The sequence below is a fragment of the Treponema bryantii genome (assembly GCF_900113965.1).
GTDB classification, from domain to species: domain Bacteria; phylum Spirochaetota; class Spirochaetia; order Treponematales; family Treponemataceae; genus Treponema_D; species Treponema_D bryantii_A.
Genome location: NZ_FORI01000007.1, coordinates 62,571 through 82,616 on the forward strand (window position 1 = coordinate 62,571; position 20,046 = coordinate 82,616).

Sequence of the window (20,046 nt, forward strand, 5' to 3'; positions counted from 1 at the left end):
AATATTTGATGCAAGTTTTATAAGGGTATATTTAATGCCAAATCTCCGAATATAATTCTGCCGATTCGCCAATTAGAATAATGCCAAATCACCAAATGAAAACTTGCCAAAACGCCAAATGAGATATACAATAAAAGCATGGAAAATTACAGACCTCGAATTGCAGATAAGACTCTTGAAAGGAAATTAAAAGGGAAGGGAGCCGTTCTTATTCAGGGACCAAAATGGTGTGGTAAGACGACGACTGCAGAGCAGATGGCGAAAAGCATTTTGTATATGTCTAAGCCGGAAGATGTAAAAGCAAATCTTATAGCGGCTGATATTAATCCTTCTAAGCTGCTTGAGGGTGAAACTCCACGTTTGATTGATGAATGGCAGATTGCTCCAAAGCTTTGGGATGCTGTTCGTTTTGAGGTTGATCACAGAAAAGGAATGGGGCAGTTTATTCTGACTGGTTCTGCGGTTCCTCCTGATGATGAAGAAATCTTTCATAGCGGAACCGGCCGTTTTGCATGGATAAAAATGCGGCCTATGTCGCTGTTTGAGTCAGGGGAATCTACAGGCGAAATCAGTCTTAAGGCTTTATTCGACCAGCCGGAACAGATTCTGGCAGAAAACAAAATTGATGATATTGATAAACTGGCTTTTTTAATTTGTCGAGGCGGCTGGCCCGGTACTGTTGATATGGAGCCGGAGATTGCTCTGGACCAGGCTTTTGATTATTTTGATGCTATTGTAAATACTGATATTTCCCGTGTTGATAATGTAAAACGCGATTCTGAACGTGCCAGGAGGCTGATGAAATCGTATGCAAGAAATCAGGGTACTCAGACTGCTTACACTGTTCTTCGTGATGATATTCTTGCAAATGATGCTGAAAGTCTTACTGAAGATACTGTTTATTCATATACAAACGCACTCCGAAAGATTTTTGTGATTGAAGATATGCATGCCTGGAATCCGAATCTGCGTTCTAAAACTGCTATCAGAACTTCGGATACGCGCTACTTTAGTGATTCTTCTATTGCAACTGCAAGCCTGGGCCTGGGCCCTGCTGACCTTGTGAAAGACCTGGAAACGATGGGCTTATTCTTTGAAACTTTGTGTGTGCGCGATTTACGTGTATATGCAGAAAGCCTTGATGGAGAAGTGTATCATTACCGTGATAAGTCTGGTCTTGAATGTGATGCAGTTATCCATTTAAGAAATGGTTCATTCGGCCTGATTGAAATAAAACTCGGCGGCGACCACCTGATTGAAGAAGGCGCCGCCAACCTCAAAACCTTCAGCTCAAAAATCGATACCAAAAAGATGAAAGAGCCAGCCTTCATGATGGTTCTGACCGGAACCGGAAAGTACGCATACCGCCGCGAGGACGGGGTGTACGTTGTGCCGGTTGGATGTTTAAGGGATTAGAGATGTTTATGTGTTGCTTTATACAGTGAATACACTCGAAATCAGTTTTTATTATTTTCATGGAAAGAAAAAATGGATAATACTAGAAAAATACAAATAATAACTATAGCAGATTTACTATCCCAGAATCTTACTATACCGCTTTATCAAAGACCATATAAATGGACAGCAAAAAACATTGACGAATTATTAAATGATGTCTTATTAGCGATAGATAATAAAAAGGACAAAAATACTCCACATAATTATAAATATAGAGTGGGAACTGTATTACTTCATAAAAATCCATATAAATATAACGATAGACCAACATATGATATTGTAGATGGACAACAAAGAATCATATCATTTAACTTATTAGCATTGTATCTTTTTAATGACTCACCTTATCCATATAATGAAATCCTAGAAGAAACGAAAAGTGGAAAGTTTATAACAAAAAAGTTTAGTAATAAAATAACCCAAAAGAATATTCATGAAAATTATTCCAAGATTAAGAACTGGTTTATTTCCAATTCAAGAACTAATTTAAAACGCGATTTTATAAATGCACTAGATAATCTTCTTGAAGTTGTAGTTATTACTGTTGATGAAGATAAGCAATCGGAAGCCTTTCAATTATTTGATTCTCAGAATAATAGAGGTAAACCTCTTGATCCACATGATTTATTAAAGGCATTTCATTTACGAGAAATGCGTAATAATCAAGATCAAATGGAAAATATGGTTGATTTTTGGGAAGCAAGAAAACCAGAAGAAATAGCAAATTTGTTTAATATCTATCTTTTTCCTATATTAAGATGGACCCGAAACCAATCTGCTATCTCATTTTCTGTAGATGAAATTGATACTTATAAAGGGATTCCAGATAATGATTTGATAGATACTGACAATCAGGACAAATTATACCCATATTCCAAAAGAATAAATAAAGCTATGCCTGAATTTCAAATTTCAGAGTCATTTATTCCAGGAGAAGATTTCTTCTTATTTGTGAAACATTATTTTGACTTACAGGAAGAATTAGAACATAAACTTAACAATTCTCCTCTCCCAATCATTCACGAAATGAATAATATAATCTCCAATATTGAAGAAAACCAGACAGGTTTAACTTATGCCAAAAACTTATTCAATTGTGTTCTATTAGCATATTATGATCGCTTTGGAAATTTAGATGAAACGGTCGTTCGCAAATTATTTGTTTGGGCTTTTATGATTAGAATTGATATGGAACATTTAGGTTTTGATACCATAAATAAGTATTCTCTAGGAGATCAAACAAAAGGTTATACAAATAAACTTCCAATGTTTAATATTATTTATTACTCAAGACGACATACAGATCTTACAAACATCGAAATTCTTGTAACAAATAAATCTATCGAGGAAAATTTAAAAATAATTAAAAACCATGAAAAAATGAAGTGGGAAGATTTATATTTAAGTTTGAAGAAAATAAATGGAGATATTGAAAATTGACAAAAGAGATTAACATTGTTAAAAACAACAGCCCATTTTTTAATACGACTCAGTATGATTTCATGATTCCTCTATACCAAAGAGCCTTTGCATGGGGCGATGAAGAAATCAATAAATTAATTGATGATATCAATGATTTTAATAAATTTTATGATAATGATGATAGAGTAACTGATGACAATTATTACATCGGAACTCTTGTTGTATATAAAAATTATGTACATAATCAATGTGTTTATGAAGTTATTGATGGACAGCAGCGTTTAACGGCCTTATTCCTTTTATTGAATTATTTGAATTATGAAGTACGGCCATCTTTAAGGTTTGAACATAGAACTCCATCTAATAATGCAATAGATAATATCAATCAAATTATAGACAACTACAAGCGCTGTAATTCAAAAATAGATTTAAGTATTGTCGATTCAGAATCAATTCAAGATACGATAAAACAAGGAATTGGAACAATACATGATAAATTCACACATGATTCAATTAATATCGAAAAATTTCAGAAACAGTTAGAAAAAGTAATTCTGTTTCAAGTTGAAGTTCCAGATGGAACAGATTTAAATAGGTATTTCGAAATAATGAATACAAGAGGAGAACAACTTGAACAACAAGATATTCTAAAAGCTAATTTAATGTCATTCCTAGATAATGAAGAAGGAGAAGTTTTCTCAAAAATATGGAATGCCTGTAGTAATATGAACGGTTATGTCCAAATGAATTTTGATGTAAAATCAAGAGAGATTATATTTGGAAAGAATTGGAGAACATCTTTAATAGGTTATCAAACAGAGATTTTTGCAGATTATCTGTTTAAATCTGATTTAAAAGTCAATTATTTATCAAATAGGACAGAATCAAAAAAAATTACAGATATTATAAAAGCAACGTTTTCCGTTGAAGATGAGGTCATCGAAGATACAGAAAATAATCGAATAAGATTTGAAAGTATTATCAATTTTTCACATTTCTTATTACATTGCTTAAAAGTCTATATAGAAGATCAAAATTTGGTACATAAAGATAATCCAGAAACACCTCTTATTCCAAGTTTATTAGATGATAAAAAATTGTTGAAAAGTTTTGATTCTGTTCTCGATTTTGGAAGAGAAAATGATAATCTTATTAAGCAGAAAAAAAAAGATTTTTCAAAACAATTTATAGCGCTTTTATTGAAATGTAGATTTTTATTTGATAATTATATTCTAAAAAGAGAATATATAAATGAAAATAAAGATGGTATATGGAGCTTACAAGAATTCCATGTAAGCCAAAGAGGAACTAAAAAGAGTCCATATTTTACAAAAACAAATTTTTACAGTTCAGACCTAAATGATTATTGTAATCAAACATTAATGATTCAAGCTGCAATGAGAGTATCGTATACGTCCCCAAAAATAATGCATTGGATTACTGAATTATTAACTTGGTCCTATAAACAAGATAATCCAAAAAACTTCAAAGACTATTGTTTAGTTGCAGAAAATTATGTAAGAAAGAATTTAATGAATGATTTCTTTGCAGTAGAAAAGTATAAAACTTTAGGTGTGGCAACTCCTCATATTGTATTTAATTATTTGGATTATTTAATATGGAAAAAGAATCCACAAAAATATGAATATAGAAAAAATAATCCAGATTCTTTTACATTTGAATTTAGAACATCAGTTGAACATTGGTATCCACAACATCCTAATGAGAAGGAAGGTATACTCATATGGGATGATGTCGATCGATTTGGTAATTTATGTATCATACAACGTAATATAAATTCGCGATTTTCAAATCAATCTCCAAAAGCAAAGAAAGACGATAATACCAATGAAATAAAAAAGGGAAGCCTAAAACTTCGTAAAATGGCATCCATCATAACGAACTGTTCAAATGATGATTGGAAGAATTCTGAATGCGAGAAACATGAAAAAGAAATGCTTTCTATACTCGAGAAAGATTGTTATTCTTACGAAGCACTTGGAAAACTAATATCCTTAGAATTATTAAAAAAAGGTTTTGAGGAAAAATGGATAGGCGCATATAAGCTCATAACTAAAAAGATTGCAAAAGATGAATATATCTATTTCTTTATTTATGAAAATGAAAGAAAATTCGAAATAGGTTTTGTAAGACAAGATGGCTTTTTGAATTCGGCAAATATACACATTAAGAAACTCAATTATGCGTTAGATAACCTTATGTTTAACAAATTAATATTCTACTCAATATCACAAACAAATACTTACAGAAATAAATGGATAAGTAGACATTTTAAAATCAATATTTCAAGTTTTGATGCTATATTCTTTGAAATATATTCTCTTCTGGAACAATTATATAATTATAAGAGTTATATTAAAAAAGGAAAAATTTAATGATTTTTTTACAAAATGAGAATGCAAAAGTTTTTTCTTTAAAGGAAATTGCAGGATGGACAACAAAAGACTCTGGAGTTTCAATTCCAGCTTTGCAACGAGGTCTTGTATGGTCACCTCAGCAAACAGAATTTTTATGGGATTCAATTTTAAGGACATTTCCTATTGGAGGTTTTGTTTTATCGCAGAACGCTGACGGTTCTTTTTATCTCATGGATGGTCAGCAAAGATATAATGCTATTCGAACAGGATTTTCAGAACTAAATGAAGATAATAACATCATTCTATGGATTGATTTGAAACCAACAATTGAAAAGAAATCTACAAGATTGTTTTTTATAAAAGCTACAACGCGAAACCATCCTTGGGGTTTTAAGAATGATGATGAATGCAGTGTATTGAACGCATCTGAGAGACGAGAAGCATTAAAAGCTTTCGGACATGAAGGGGAAAACATCTTTAAAACAAAAATTAATCTCTTGGAAACATTCCCTATCAAATCTACATTTCCTATTCCATTCAATTTCTTACTGAACGCAACCTTAGATTCCGCTGAAGATTTTGCAGATAATATTATCCAGAAAATAAACAATCTTTCCGCAGCTTGGAAAAAACACTTTAAATGGAATGAGAGAGAAACAGTTTATGATGTCTCTAATATCCTAAAAACAACTTTCTACCCCCTCATAGAAGAAATTTCAAAATCTCATCCATATGTAATTCCATGCAGTATCCTTTCACAAGAAGCAATCTCTACAGAGACAGAGAGAACCAATGAAATGGATAAAACAAATTTAGAAATTCTCTTTACAAGGTTAAATAAAGGCGGAACTGCAATATCTCAAGAAGATTTATATTATTCTGCAATAAAAGCTTATTGGGAAAATATAAAAGACATAATTGATACTCTTTCAGAAGATAAGATGCCACCACAATATCTAGCCATGCTTTTCTTTCGACTTGCACTTACAGTTAGAGATGAAAAATCAACAAAATTTGTTGGTAATCTTTCAATAAAACAAATAAGACAATATGCTAGGGATGAACAAACAAAAAGTTATGTTGAAAACTTTATACAAAATGATGCACTAAGAATAATTGATACTGTATATGATGCACTTTCAGATATTCCAAAATATCTTGTAATGAAAATAATTACTCGAAAAAGAGAGATATTCTTACTCTTAATGTATTTTGCATATAAAAAGTTTGATCTTAATAAGTGGCATGTAGCAAATCTTGCCATGTATTTGTATTGGTTTTCAACTGATCCAACATATACAGTAAACAAATTATTTGAATGCTTTAAGGAATCTGAAAAAGATATAAAAGAACAAAAAATAAATGAGGCAAAGCAACTGCTTTCCCAATTAGTTCTCGAAGGGAGAATTATTAATGTATATAAGCCTAATGAGCTCAAAATAGATACTAGTTCATTAAAAAGACCAAGAACAGAGAATGCTATCGACTCGTTTTGGAATATAGTATCAGACTTTAAACATAATTCTTTTTTAATTCTAGCTGAAAAAGATTTTATTAATTCTCATTTTCCCGAATATAATCCTGCCCACATAAAAGGTTGGGATAAAACAAACTGTCCTTGGGATTATGACCATATAATTCCTAAGAGCTGGTCAGAATACCAATTGAAATCAAATCCATATAAAGCAATTGTAGATTATTGGCTTTGGAGAATAGGAAATTTCGCAGCAATTCCATTTGAAGAAAACCGTTCAAAAAATAATAGAGATGACTATGGATTTTATTTAAAGGAAAACAATGCAGAAAAATTGTTTTTTGATAAAGAAATAACAACAGTAACAAGCAAACTCATTGCAAATGAAGATGAAGCAAGAACTTTTGTTAAATTAACATATAATCGAACGATAAGAATCTACGAATCCTGTTATAACTACATAAGCACATGGTTGCCGATACTTTCTTCAGAAGCTGAACAGCGAAAAAGCTTCTTCCAAAGCATTCAAGCCGAATTACCGGGTTTTCAATTTTTCTATGTATTTGGAAATAAAGAATGCATTATTACCTCAGAGAATGACTGGAATCAAAAGTGCCTAAGTTTAGCTTTTCCAGTTAGTAATGATGTTATGGTAGGTTTGACCTGGAATATTGGACAATATAATAAGACGAGCTATGAAATCGGTTATCGCAAGAATTATACTCAAACCCACTTAAATGATCTTCTTAAAGAAAAATTTATGAAAGTTAATATTCTTAAAGATGGTTCTCCAATGGCTGATTGGTGGTACTTATGTGGAATCTATGATAAAGATTCAATTACAAAACAGAAATGTATAGAACTTTTAAGAGAACTTTGTGAATATTCAAAGGATTTTCTTTTAAATGATACCGTCTGATTGAATCACCCAATCGGATCCCCGCAGAACTCTTTTCTTTTGCAGCCTTTGCAGTGGGCGCCCATCCAGACGTTGTCGAATTGTTCGGCAGCGTTTTTTACGAAGTCGCGGTTGGTGCTGAGGATGCCGGCTTCGAAGTTGCGGGTGTTTTCGCCTTTCATGCCGAGGCCGGCGCCGGTGAGGTTGGCGGAGCCTACGTAGGCGGCTTTTAGGTCGAAGACGATGATTTTGAAATGGACTCTTGGGCAGAGGACGCGTTCCATGCCTTCGATGAGGGCGGGGTATTTGTCGAAATCCTGGCGGAAGGCGGGGCCGGGTTCTTTGGCGTGTATCAGGCGGATTTCTACTCCGCGTTTGGCGAGGTCGGAAAGAACTTCGAGTAAGGGTTTAGTTCCGCGGCCGTCTTTTACGTAAAGATCTTTGATGTCGGCAGTGCCTATCCAAAGTGTTTTCTTGACGGTTTTAATTCGTTCTATGACTTGATCATAGTGGGCTCCATTTGAGATGTAGAGAAATTCTGAAGGCGAAGGGGTAGAGTCCGGCATAGCCTGCCTCTGCGCATTTTGGTGGTGAATCCTAACACGACCCGCTGCTGCAGCTCGTGTTTTAACGGATTCCCGATTAGAGCGGGGTGACATTCCCCCCTTTGTATCCTTAATCTTTTTCTTCTTTCCAAACATTTTATGTCCTCTTGCAGTCATTTCGACAGGCTCAATGACCGCGTCTTTTACATCAATAACCTCAATCCTGTTTATTATATCATGTGGCGGAATTTTCTATAATGTTTTTGCTCAGTGTTTTTACGAGTTTGGGGATGCTCTGGAGCTGGGCTTTCTGCTGGGTGTACTGGGCGGAGAACTCCTGGATTAGTTTTGGGCGATCCTGTTGGAGGAGTTCTATCTGCTGTTCGAGTTCACTCTGGCGGCGGCTGAGGGCGGCGAGGCATTCGGTTTTGTTTTTGTACTGGGTGCCGATTTTTTTCTGGAGATTTGCCTGGATGAGGGCGATGGATTTTTTCTTTGCGGCGAGGGCCTGTTCCAGTGGTTTTCTTTCGGCTATGGCTTCGGCGGTGACGAGCTCGGTAAGGTGGCGGAAGGCTTCGGGCATGCCTTCGTTTTTCTTTTCTGCGGCCTGGATTTCGGCATTCAGCTGGTCTATCTGATTCTGGAGACTGGCCATTTCCTGATATATGGCAGCGCTTCTTTCATCTGCAAGGGCGATGAGGGAGCGGCTTTCGTCTATGATTTTGAGTTCGCGTTTGAGCGGGATGGCGCGCTGTTCGAGGATGATGTCGGCTTTCATTTCGGGTGATTTGATGAGGTCGAACTTGAGCTCGGCCGGGTTGATTTCTTCGACGTTGATTTTATCGCCGCGGTATTCCCAGATGGCGTCGATGCGGCTGGCTTTTTCGTCGTGCTTCTGATAGATGAGGGAATCGAGCGAGTTGTACATGAGCGGGTAGACGATGTGAACTTTCTTCTGCCGGTTACCCTGGCGCCAGAGACGGCCTTCTACCTGCACGGGTTCAGTAGGATTCCAGCCGAGCATGCAGTTGTACAGAACGAGGGAATTGCCGTTGAGGTCTACGCCTTCGCTGATTGTTTCGGAGCCTATGAGGATTTTGAGCGGGCTGGTCGGGTCGTTGAAGGCTTTTGTGATTTTGCCTTTGCGGGATTCTGTGGTTGCGGAGTTCATCATGCCAATAACTTCTTCTGGTATCTGATTTTTGATGAGATACTGTTTAACGGCAGTGAACTCTTTTACTCCGCGGGGAAGATAGATTATCTGGCCGCAGTCGGGCTTCACTTTATAAATGCTGATGACGGTGTCGCAGACCAGGAGCATCTTTGGTGAGGCTGTGACGAACTGGGATAGATCCGGAACTTTGATGTTTTTGTCTTTTACAAGCGTCGGCGAGATGAGGCACATTCTCATGGTGTTCATTGCAGAGAAGATGGCGTCGAGGCCGGGTGCTTCAGTTAGACGCTGGATCTGGGCGTCGTAGATTTTCTTTTGAAGACTTGTCATCTCGATTTTGATAACGTGGGTTTCTTTCTGGGGCCGGTTGATGTGGGCATCTTCGGCATCTACTTTATCTATGTAATTCTGGATGATTCTCTGGAGTGCATCGAGGGAGCGGAAGTTTTTCATTACAGTTTTGCGGACAACTTCATTCTTATTGTTTACGGTCCATTCTATTTTGATTTCGGCAAATTCGTTGAGAAAGTCGTTTATATCTTTGTAACCAAGCGAGCGGATTTCGTTGCCACTGGTAAAAAGCAATGTGGTATAGATTTCCATTGGGGAGTTTGTGAAAGGCGTTGCCGAGAGCAGAAAGACATTTTTTTCGTTGTTGTGACGGTGGATGTATTCTGTTATTGCAAACATTTTTACGGCACGGCTGGAAGGTTCTCCAAAGCCAAGCCTAGAAAACTCTGAATAACCTGAGCCGCTCACTTTTTTGATGAGGTTTTTGTAGCGGTGAGCTTCGTCTACGAGCAGGAGGTCTATGCCGAGTTCTTCAAAAAATACATACTGTTCGAGAGAAAGACCGGCTGATGGAGTAAAGTATTCCTTTTGCTTTTTCTTTGTGATGATATGGTTGAAACTTTCTTCCAGAAACGGGCAGCTTTCTTCGGAAAAATAGATTTTCTCTATAGCTTCAGCTGTACAGATTGAAACGGAGGCGGCAGGAAGGAGCTGGCTGTCGTTTTCTTCTGCGAAAACTGAATTCATTCGAAGGTCGTCAATTATATCTTTGTTCAAGTTTTCGAGCTGATTGAGTGTAACGTTAGGGAAGAGTTCGCGGATATCATGGATCCATTTTGAATACACTGCTTTTGGCACAATGATGAGAGGTCGGGAGCATTTGCCGTGCTGAAGTTGATACATAATAGCTGCGATTCCTGTTGCGGTTTTGCCGACTCCTACATCGTAGGCAAGGAGACCGTTTCCTTTGCTGCAGAGGTATGCAAAGCCTTTCTTCTGCTGTTCGTGAAGGCTAAACTTTTTGCCGTTATAGGTGGGTGAAAGCCCCTGGAGTGTGTAATCAAAATTGTCATAATCTACTGGAGTGAAGGCGTTGAAGGTATGGTTCCAGGTTTGTTCTACCGAGTTGCGCTGTTCAGACGAGAGGCCTTCGTGAAGGAAGCGGTCAAAAAGGGCTTCTGCTGTATCCATACGGAGAATCTTTCTTTCATCATTTTCAGTCTGGCTGAGAGACAGTTTTTTGCAGGGCAAACCTTCAGCATAATCAATAATATCTGGCCAGGTTATGTCGTCAGGGAAATCTGTTCTGGATATGGGAGAGGTGAGCCAGTCTATATCGCGATAATCTTCACCTTCTTTCACCGACCGGCCTGAAACCCAGAAATAAAAAAGTTCCTTAAGGTCTATCTCAGTACATTCTGACTGTCGGGTAATAACCGAATGAAGAGAAAAATGAATATCTGAAATCTGTTTAAAAGAAGATTCCACCGGGTTTTACTCCTTAAGTGCCTAGTATAATAGAACACGCTATCATTTTGTGATATTAAACTGGAAAAATCTTAATTTTTATACAGAAGTTTGCAAAGCTTGCAGTTCTTTAAGTTCGTTCTGAAAGTCTTTCTTAAGAAGTTGTGTTATTCGCTTAATTTGAACATCTGCAATACACTGTGCCTGTTCATCAGTCAACCCATATTTAGACTGGAGCTTCACTTTGAAATCTTCAGAGTTCTGGCTTTGCAATCCAATATCAATTATTTCATGAGGATTATCCAGAAATATTTTAATTGCATTTAATAACTGCAAGCGATACTTACAGAGTTCTTCTTTAGATTCAGACATAAAAAGCCTCCTTGTGGATTTGAGTTTATGTACGAATTATATCTGGATATTCTATCATTTGATGATAGAGTAATTGGCAAAATTTAGGATTCTTAAATTTCTCTTTTCTAATATCACAAAATGATAGTCTTTCCCTCTACAATTCAAAGTCCGAGGTATTTTATGGAAAAAACAGAGGATAAAGAATCGAATGTGAATCTTTATAAGGAAATAGACTATCCATATTCATCAGCTAAGGAAGTTATGCTTGAAGTTGTTGAATATATAGAAAGACGCTTTAAGGGGCCGGAGAACGAAGTCCTTCTGGAAACTAGATTTCCATATCTTAGCTTTCAAAAGGAAGACCTGGTTGTTTTAGCATCAAAACCTGGTATAGGAAAAACAAATTTTGTATTAAGTCTTATAAGCCAGCTGATTTTGGATAAGCAGATTCCAGTTGCTCTTATTAGTCCGCTTATTTCGGAATGTGAGATAGGTATGCGTCTTGTTTCTATTAATTCAGATATTCATCTCGCTAAAATTCGCTGCGGAATGCTAGGAAAAGAAGAAGTTGAAAAAATGCAAAAGATTGCAGGCAGGTTATTTGAAGCTCCTTTTTATATATATAATGAACCTAATTGTTCTTTTAAAAATATAAAAAAGAAAGCAATAGAATTTGCGATGGAAAAACATATTCAACTGTTTATTGTTGATAATTTTGAATATCTGCAGGAGCTTGTAGATGCAAGAGAAAATGAATATCGTACAATACTAACGAATCTTTTGCGAGAGTTCAGATATCTTGCAAACGAACTACACATTCCAATAATCATAACCATGAATATCCCAAATTTAAAAAGTGATTTAGAACCGAATCTTCTGGATTTCAAGAAGTATATGGTAATTACAGAAGAAGCGGATAAGGTTGTATTTCTGCACAGGGAACGAAATAAAACAGGGTTTGTAAAACAGGATGCGAAACTGATTGTTGCAAAAAACACCAGTGGACCTACGGGTGATATTTCTGTACGATTTTATTCCTCAACAGGCAAATTTACCTGTACGGATTTCTAAAGTAATTCGTCTTTCTCTCACAAAATGAGAGTTTTATGTGCTATAATTAATAAAGGAGTTTGAATCTATGAAAGTGTTTTATAATCCTTCTTTTACCGGTAATGCTTATGTTGATTTTTCAAAGTCACCGGTTCTGTTTGATACAAAAATCGTGAATACTGCAGGGCTTTGTGGAATTATCAGGCTGCATGCAGGTATTTGTTCTGAGGTTAAGGATTATGGAACTCGCTTTGTAGATTATTACGCTGCTATGAAGAAGTTCATGGCAAAGAATCCGGATAATGTAATGGAGGCGTCTTTTGCAGTTGATAAACTGAATACTGCAAAGAAATGCCTTGAATGGAGGGATACTCTGGCTGCTGCCGGATGGACTGGTACATCTCCTGCTCCAACTGAACGTATGAAGGTGCTTGCCGGTGTAGAAGAATTCTTTCATGATAAATCTACCGGCGAAGAACTGCTGGATCTTATTGCACAGATTGAAGGTGGATGCCCGCTTCCAGAACTTGAGATTATTACATCTTCTTATTATGAAGATTTTACCCCAGCCGAAGTCCGCCTGCTTAAGGCTTTGATTGAACGCGGAGTTGCTTTTTCTGCAAAAGAAGAAGAACCTGCAAATAACAATATCTCAAAGATACTTTCTGTTTTGAAAGGAGAAGAAGGCGTTACTCTCGACCCGAAGGATGACTCTTTTGAAATCTGGAACTTTGCAGAGAGGGACGAAGCCATTAAATATCTGAGTCTGCTCGATGCAGAAGATTTTGATGTTTGGATCAATGCTGATAACAAGGAGTTCGACAACTGGCAGAAGCTGGAAGGAAAACGGCTTAGTGGGTCTGAAATATCAGGTATTCCTCAGAATGCAGAACTTCTTTCAATCGGACTTACGATTTTTGAACGCCCACTTAATATTCATAATATTGTTGAATGGCTGAATACTTCACTGAATCCTCTTTCTGATAGACTGAGGAAAAGGCTTGCAAGGACAATATGTGAGTCGGGAGGTTATTATAATGATGCCTGCAAAAATGTAATAAAGAAGTATCTTGAAAAATATCCTGATTCAAAAGAAAGTATTGAAAAGTTCCTTCCGGATATAAACCAGCCACATTTTGAAGAAACTGATATCGAAATTACTGCTATAAAAGCTTTTGTTCAAAATCTCCGTAACTGGTGCAAACAGAAAATTACACTCAACAAGGAAGGTGATGCCGAAATCGACCAACTGTGTTATGTGATTAATCAGGCTGATACTCTTTTGCTGCTTCTAGATGAACTTGGAACTAACGCAATTCCTTATTCTGATATTGAACTAATATCTTCTGTAATTGCTACAGATATAACAATGAATCAGTATTCTGCCCAGGCTGGGTGTAAGAATATCATCAAATCCTATGCTGATTTCTGTGATGCTGCTGACAAAGCAATCTGGTGTGATTTCTATCAGAATGGTAATGCGGGAAAACTCACATACTCTTTCCTTTCTCCGGTTGAATCAAAAAGACTACGCGAAGTACTTCCTCTCTGGGATTCTGCAAAAGAGCAGGAATTCATCAGAAAACTTATTCTCACCCCTTTCGCAAAAACAAAGAAAAAGCTTGTACTCGTAACTCTCGATAAGATTGGATCTGCACCGGCACCCAAAAGCCCTCTGTATATCCAGTTAGAGAAATATTTTGCAGATAAGGAAAAGCCGAACGATTTTGAAAAGAATCTCCTCAAGCCATTTGTAAAAGAGATGAGACTCGACGAGTCCCTCAAAAAATCACAAAAGAAAATTGACAACCGCATGGACAGCGAACAGGAATTTATTGAAATCAAGAATACAGATTATATAAAGAATAACTGGCCAGACCATCAAAGCTATTCCAGTCTTGAAGACCTTATTCCTCATCCACTTGATTATGTAATTTCAAATTTTGCAGCCTTTACTACATCTGATGTAGATGCAATCAAAGATGTTTCAACAACAACCGGTTTAGTAGCTCATAAAATAATAGAGAATCTTTTCAGCCCGAAGGAAGGGGTAAAAGACAGCGGAACTCCTGCCTATATCAGAAAGCAGATAGATCAGCGCTTTGATGAAGTGTTTGCACAGACTGTTCAGTCGAAAGGGGCAATTCTTCTTGCAAAGGAAAACAAGCTTGAACTTCAGAAATTCAAAAGGCAGGTAAAGACAAATCTTGAAGAGTTATTAAGGGGAATTGAAGCAAACGATCTTCATGTCGTTGCCTGCGAAAAGGAAATTGGATATTCAAAAGATTACGAAAAAGATATGGTACTCAGTCACGGTATAATCGGTAATCTGGATATCAAAGGTAATGTTGATATGTTGCTTGCTGATTCCAAAGGTAATCTTTTTATTTTTGACTTTAAGTGGACTTCTTCGAAAAGGCATATCTCAATGCTGGAAGAAAATAAATCACTCCAGCTTACTCTTTACAAGGAATTGGTTTCGAAAGAGATGGGGGCAGATGTAAAAGCAGTTGCTTACTTCCTGATGCCGGCAGCTCGTTTTGTTTCCTGTCAGGAACTAAAGGGTTCAATCAACTTCCAGCAGATTAGAATTAATCCGGACAGAAAGACAAAAGATTTGCTTAAAGAAATTCAGAAATCTTATGAATATCGAATGAAAGAAGTGTTTGCAGGCAAGCTAGAAGAAACAAGCGGTTGGACAGAGGCTGATATTACTTATGAACAGCAGCGTGAAAATCTGGGACTTATGCCAATGGATTATTATGATGATAAGAAGAATGGACCTTATGATGACATTGGTTTAATAAAAGAAAGACTGTAGGAGAGTTAAAAGATGAAAAACATAAAATATATAAGTGCAAGCGCAGGAAGCGGAAAAACATATTCTCTTACAAAAGTACTAACTGAAGCAATCCAGCAAGGCAAAGTTGAACCAGAAAATGTAATTCTTACAACCTATACAAGGGCGGCAGCAACAGAGTTCAAAGAAAAAGCTAAGGCAATGCTTTACGAAAATGGTCTTGTTACCGAAGCTGACCGTCTGGACCAGGCTTTGATTGGAACAATTCACGCTGTTGCCGAAGCTCTTATTCAGAAATACTGGTATGTACTTGGACTCAGTCCAAAAATCAATCCTATTGCGGAAGAAGACAAAGCATTCTTCAAAGAGCAGTCTCTTATAAATCTATTAAAAGAAGAAGAGCTTGCATTTCTTAATGGATTTGCTGAAGAATTCTCTATTAAAATCACTAGATCTTCTAAAATTGATTATCAGTTCTGGAAGAATGATTTGTCTCAGATTCTTGAGTTTGCGACGAACTACAGCATTATTGATTTCCAGCCAAGTATTGAATACTCTAAAAACCTTACAAAGGGGCTCGTACATGGTGGCCATCATATCAAAGTAAATAAGGATGCCTTAAGCGATTTACTTGATAAGGCAGAACAGCTTAATGAAGCAAATGAATCTGAAGAGCAGGAATCTTTGAGATATGCAATTAAGGCTCAGAGAAGATACCTTGAGCAGAAGGAATCTAATTCCTTTACATATGCAAAATCAGTTCTGGCTTTTTTAGACAGGTTGCCATGGGAGGAAATTCAGTCAAACAAAGATACTGTCACAGAAGGCTTAAACAATCTCTATTCCACAGAAGAAGTTCGTGAAAAACTGAATCATTATATTGATTTGTTGTTTGAACTTGCAGAACGATGGACAGTAGATTATGAAAATTACAAGAAAGAACATCACCTTATAGATTTTTCTGATATGGAAAAGTTCTTTGACATGCTTCTAGACAATAAAGAAGTTGCAGCAGAAATCAAAGCAACTTATAAATATGTTTTTGTAGATGAATTCCAGGATTGTTCACCAATTCAGGTTAAGATCTTTGACAAACTTTCTGAAATTGTTGATCACAGCATCTGGGTTGGTGATAAGAAGCAGGCCATTTATGCGTTCCGTGGTTCTGCAACTGAGCTTACCACTTCTGTTATGGACATCATTAAAGAAAATGAGACAAAAGGGCTAGATGGTTGTACTACAGATATTCTGGATCATAGCTGGCGTTCTTGTCCACAAATTGTAAATTTCACAAATGAAGTTTATGCCTATGCTTTTGGCAAGAAAACCGAAGAAGAGAGAAAAGAAGTTTGTCTTGAGCCTGTAAGAAAGGATGAAGGAAAAGTGGGCTTCTGGTGGTTTACTGAACCAAATATCCCGGCAAAATCTCATGCGATAGCCGCTAATATTATTGATTTAATCAACAATGGAGAAAAACCTTCTGATATTGCTGTTCTTGCCCGCACAAATTCAGATTTGGAAGCAGTTGCAAATGCCTTACGTGAATATGATGTTTCTGTTTTTATTGATGAAGATGGGCTCTCTGGAGCTTATACTGTAAGTCTTGTGACTTCTATTCTTCAGTTGATTGCTGACGATAAGCCGGAACTTCCAAAAGCCCAGATTGCTTTCCTTACAGAACCTGATTATAAACTCGAACGTCTTTTGGATGATAAACTTTCTTTCAATGAAGTGGGCGACAAAGAGGCTGCTTTCTATGATGATATTCCCCTCGTGAAAAAGATTCTGGAAGAACGTAACAGATATAAACTACAGTCTGTTTCGGCTCTTGTTGAAAGTTTGATTGTTGAGCTTGATTTGTATAATGTTGCAAAAAAGCTGAATGACGCTGCAGATTCTACAAAAATTCTTCATGCAATTATTGATGCGGCAGGAGCTTACGAAGAACACTGTGCAATAATGCATCTTCCATCTTCTATTCTAGGATTTATTGCTTACCTTGATAAGAATAATATTTCTGTTCCGGGTTCAACTGATGGCGTACAGTTTTTTACATATTACAAATCAAAGGGATTAGAATGGAAGACTGTAATTGTACTTGGTTGTGATTATGACTTCTTAGAGGAAAAGCTCTTGATTAAGCGTAATTACTTTGGAACTCAGTTTATCAGGACAGCTCCATCAACAAAAGAAAACTTGTTCCCAGAAATTAAAATCAGCGTATTTCCAAATTTGTTCAGCGGTAACTCAAGAATTGCAGAAGAATGGCTTCCTCTCATAAGACAGACAGAACGATATAATTTCATCACCAGAAAAGAAATCGAAGAAATGAAACGCCTGATGTACGTTGCCATGACCCGCCCAAGAGACAAATTGATTCTCGCCCTGAACGGTAAAGGCAAATCCCCAAAGCCACTAGTTGCATTCCAGGAAATGGGTTTCAAACTTTCAGGTGACTATTCAGGTAAAGTATGCGATTTATTCAATGTAGGAGCACTTGCAGAACTCCTTCCAAATGCTAAACTTGATATTGAATATGTTCATGAAAAAGAAAAGAACACAATATTGAAGCTCGCTGGTAAACCTTCAAATATTGCCGTAAAGCGCGACCTTACCCCAAGCAGTATGCAAGGCGGAGAAGTAAAAGCAGAAATGCTTGAAACAGGAACCCCTATCACAGTAACAGGAAAAGCAGACTCTGCCACTTTGGGAACCTGCATTCACGATATCTTTTGTGTTGCAGACAGCAAAAGCGACAAAGACATTGCAGACATGGTAAAAGCATACGGCTTTGAGTCTAATCTTCCAAAACCAGATGAAATCAAAAAGGCATGGGAAGCGCTTACTTCCTGGCTGACATCAAATTATGGGCCTGCTCAAAAGCAATACCATGAACTACCGTTCAAACATCAGCTTAAAACTGGTCAGATAGTAACCGGAAGCATGGACTTTGTTTGGGAGACAGCTTCAGGCTGCGAAGTTGTAGACTATAAGACCACCAACGCAAACAAGGAAGCCCTCCTCAATAAAGCCACCGATATCTATGTTGGCAAATACAAAGGCCAGCTTGAGTGCTATGAACAGGCTCTGAACGCCGCTGAAAAGAAGGTTATCGCGAAAGTGCTTTATTATCCGGTGATTGGGGTGATTGTGAAGATAGATTAGAGCAACAAGAAGATATCCATCTCTCTATTATGGAACTTCTTCTTCATCTTACAGATTGTCCCCAATGTTCTAGGCATATATTTACCTGCCACGAAAAGTTTTCTGGCTTCATCTTCATTAAATCCTCGAGAGAGTAGGTATGATTATGATTGAAAATGTCATGCATAAAATAGTGAATGCTGATGCCATCTAACTCTGGCGTGTTGAACGGATATTCATTCCAGGAATGGCCATCTTCAATCATTGCTTCTTCAAAAGATTTGAGAGGAGGGCGCCCTGTCATTTCTGCAAATTCAGGTCCCCAGAAAACAGATTCCTCACATAAATCTTCCCAGAGTTTTTCTTCTTTCTCAGGCAGTCCATCTTCGTAGTTATACCAGAACTCTGTTCGAATATCGTAACTTGCGTAGTTCTTATCGCCATTGGCTATTCGTTCATCAAATTCTTTTTTTAGTCGGCAAACTTCATCATATGCCTCTTTATAACGAAACCACATTTTGTCATTAAAATCCCGCAGTTTTTCAACCTTTTCCGGTGTCCATACAAAGTTCTTGTTTAGTTTTCGCTGACGTTTCTCAAGCTTTGTTTTGAGTTTCTTTGATTCAAGAGCTTCTCTGAGGGCTTTTTCTATTTCATACTCATCGAGATATTTAAGGGTTTCTTCAATATCTAGTTTTGGTTGTTCAAGTGTATTCTTTAATGCATTTTTCCACATTTGTTTTCTTTCGATTGGATTTGACATTTGGAGCCTCCTGTAATTTATGTTATCTCTAATATACAACAGGTTGGCTATCAAATCGTGATAGAATCAAGAAATTATTTTACCAAGTTCCTGTTCTTTACAATCTTATTCACCAATGTCAAAGTATCATTATCAGAATAATATCTCCAGCCTGGGTGAGGCATTGATACAATCATTCTTCCATTATGAAAAATAGGTTCACCACAGTATATTAGTTTTCCATTTAATTCTGGGTAAATTTGAGTAAAGAGATTTGTTGAAACTTCACTTCCAAGTATTAGAATATGAGGATTTACTGCATCTAAAAATGATTTGTAATATTCTGAATAAAAACTGTCATTATTATAACAGTCCTGTATAAATATTTTATGCTCGCTTGATGAATCTGTAGGAATTGAATATCTGAAATTGAAATAGAGAGATTTATCCATCTCTTCATATTTAGTGTAATAGTCTTTTCCGTTTTTACTTACATCATTTTTTAGTTGATTTAATTCATTGCCCGTAATTTCTTGTCCAGACTGTAAAGCATAGCGTATAAAATAGTTTAAATCAAAAATTCTTTTTATTGTTCGGTTTCCATCCGTCCAATCTTCCAACATTTCTGAAGTAATAATATTTATTCCCTTTTCAAAGTTTCCATCAGTAGAATATGGTTCTTCATTACAGAATGCAATTCGAAGATTGTCTCGACTCCAATATACATCAGGGCAATGTGGTGCATAAATTAAAGCATTATTTATATCATTTTCATTTAGATGAATCTTAAGTTTCTCACATAGTTGTTCTATTGTTTCCTTCATTCCTAAAAGCCTCCATGATAATTCT

General features: G+C 36.6%; 12 protein-coding genes. 7 read left to right on the plus strand and 5 right to left on the minus strand.

The window, feature by feature from the left end; translation table 11 throughout:
- Window positions 1-138: 138 nt before the first annotated feature.
- The 4 genes from BM161_RS09735 to BM161_RS09750 all read left to right on the plus strand — a co-directional run bounded on the left by BM161_RS09735 (window position 139) and on the right by BM161_RS09750 (window position 7,651).
- Entirely contained in the window at window positions 139-1,416 is a 1,278-nt protein-coding gene (locus tag BM161_RS09735) for an ATP-binding protein (RefSeq protein WP_074932264.1), read from the plus strand.
- Window positions 1,417-1,488: 72 nt separating this feature from the next.
- Complete coding sequence (locus tag BM161_RS09740) at window positions 1,489-2,898, plus strand: DUF262 domain-containing protein (RefSeq protein ID WP_074932266.1); 1,410 nt, start codon at window positions 1,489-1,491, stop codon at window positions 2,896-2,898.
- Complete coding sequence (locus BM161_RS09745; RefSeq protein ID WP_074932269.1) at window positions 2,895-5,276, plus strand: DUF262 domain-containing protein; 2,382 nt, start codon at window positions 2,895-2,897, stop codon at window positions 5,274-5,276. Before BM161_RS09740 ends, BM161_RS09745 begins: the two co-directional genes overlap by 4 nt.
- Complete coding sequence (locus BM161_RS09750; RefSeq protein WP_074932271.1) at window positions 5,276-7,651, plus strand: DUF262 domain-containing protein; 2,376 nt, start codon at window positions 5,276-5,278, stop codon at window positions 7,649-7,651. The genes BM161_RS09745 and BM161_RS09750 overlap by 1 nt, the downstream gene beginning before the upstream one ends.
- A gap of 5 nt (window positions 7,652-7,656) precedes the next feature.
- Here the strand turns inward: BM161_RS09750 and BM161_RS09755 are convergent, their stop codons facing one another.
- From BM161_RS09755 to BM161_RS09765, 3 genes are all read right to left on the minus strand, one after another.
- Entirely contained in the window at window positions 7,657-8,331 is a 675-nt protein-coding gene (locus BM161_RS09755) for a phospholipase D-like domain-containing protein (protein WP_244882779.1), read from the minus strand.
- A 79-nt stretch (window positions 8,332-8,410) separates the two neighbouring features.
- Complete coding sequence (locus BM161_RS09760) at window positions 8,411-11,128, minus strand: SNF2-related protein (RefSeq protein ID WP_074932273.1); 2,718 nt, start codon at window positions 11,126-11,128, stop codon at window positions 8,411-8,413.
- 78 nt (window positions 11,129-11,206) lie between these two features.
- Window positions 11,207-11,479: a DNA gyrase subunit A gene (locus BM161_RS09765; protein WP_074932275.1), complete on the minus strand. Its 273-nt coding sequence runs from the start codon at window positions 11,477-11,479 to the stop codon at window positions 11,207-11,209.
- A gap of 162 nt (window positions 11,480-11,641) precedes the next feature.
- On the opposite strand from BM161_RS09765, the gene BM161_RS09770 reads away from it, so the two are divergent.
- The 3 genes from BM161_RS09770 (at window position 11,642) to BM161_RS09780 (ending at window position 18,476) form a co-directional block, all read left to right on the plus strand.
- Window positions 11,642-12,532 (plus strand): DnaB-like helicase C-terminal domain-containing protein, encoded by an 891-nt coding sequence (locus BM161_RS09770; protein WP_074932277.1) that lies wholly within the window; start codon window positions 11,642-11,644, stop codon window positions 12,530-12,532.
- A 67-nt stretch (window positions 12,533-12,599) separates the two neighbouring features.
- Window positions 12,600-15,332, plus strand: coding sequence for a PD-(D/E)XK nuclease family protein (locus BM161_RS09775; protein WP_074932279.1), 2,733 nt, complete (start codon window positions 12,600-12,602; stop codon window positions 15,330-15,332).
- Window positions 15,333-15,344: 12 nt separating this feature from the next.
- Entirely contained in the window at window positions 15,345-18,476 is a 3,132-nt protein-coding gene (locus tag BM161_RS09780) for a UvrD-helicase domain-containing protein (protein WP_074932281.1), read from the plus strand.
- A gap of 43 nt (window positions 18,477-18,519) precedes the next feature.
- On the opposite strand, the gene BM161_RS09785 is transcribed toward BM161_RS09780, so the two are convergent.
- Complete coding sequence (locus tag BM161_RS09785; RefSeq protein ID WP_074932283.1) at window positions 18,520-19,218, minus strand: hypothetical protein; 699 nt, start codon at window positions 19,216-19,218, stop codon at window positions 18,520-18,522.
- 74 nt (window positions 19,219-19,292) lie between these two features.
- Window positions 19,293-20,021 (minus strand): hypothetical protein, encoded by a 729-nt coding sequence (locus BM161_RS09790; protein ID WP_074932285.1) that lies wholly within the window; start codon window positions 20,019-20,021, stop codon window positions 19,293-19,295.
- Window positions 20,022-20,046 lie beyond the last annotated feature (25 nt).

What these genes read in the sequence shown, in the direction of transcription:
- BM161_RS09735 (WP_074932264.1), top strand. Translation starts at nt 139, where the DNA reads ATGGAAAATTACAGACCTCGAATTGCAGATAAGACTCTTGAAAGGAAA.
- BM161_RS09740 (WP_074932266.1), top strand. Translation starts at nt 1,489, where the DNA reads ATGGATAATACTAGAAAAATACAAATAATAACTATAGCAGATTTACTA.
- BM161_RS09750 (WP_074932271.1), top strand. Translation starts at nt 5,276, where the DNA reads ATGATTTTTTTACAAAATGAGAATGCAAAAGTTTTTTCTTTAAAGGAA.
- BM161_RS09755 (WP_244882779.1), bottom strand. Translation starts at nt 8,331, where the DNA reads ATGTTTGGAAAGAAGAAAAAGATTAAGGATACAAAGGGGGGAATGTCA.
- BM161_RS09765 (WP_074932275.1), bottom strand. Translation starts at nt 11,479, where the DNA reads ATGTCTGAATCTAAAGAAGAACTCTGTAAGTATCGCTTGCAGTTATTA.
- BM161_RS09770 (WP_074932277.1), top strand. Translation starts at nt 11,642, where the DNA reads ATGGAAAAAACAGAGGATAAAGAATCGAATGTGAATCTTTATAAGGAA.
- BM161_RS09775 (WP_074932279.1), top strand. Translation starts at nt 12,600, where the DNA reads ATGAAAGTGTTTTATAATCCTTCTTTTACCGGTAATGCTTATGTTGAT.
- BM161_RS09780 (WP_074932281.1), top strand. Translation starts at nt 15,345, where the DNA reads ATGAAAAACATAAAATATATAAGTGCAAGCGCAGGAAGCGGAAAAACA.
- BM161_RS09785 (WP_074932283.1), bottom strand. Translation starts at nt 19,218, where the DNA reads ATGTCAAATCCAATCGAAAGAAAACAAATGTGGAAAAATGCATTAAAG.
- BM161_RS09790 (WP_074932285.1), bottom strand. Translation starts at nt 20,021, where the DNA reads ATGAAGGAAACAATAGAACAACTATGTGAGAAACTTAAGATTCATCTA.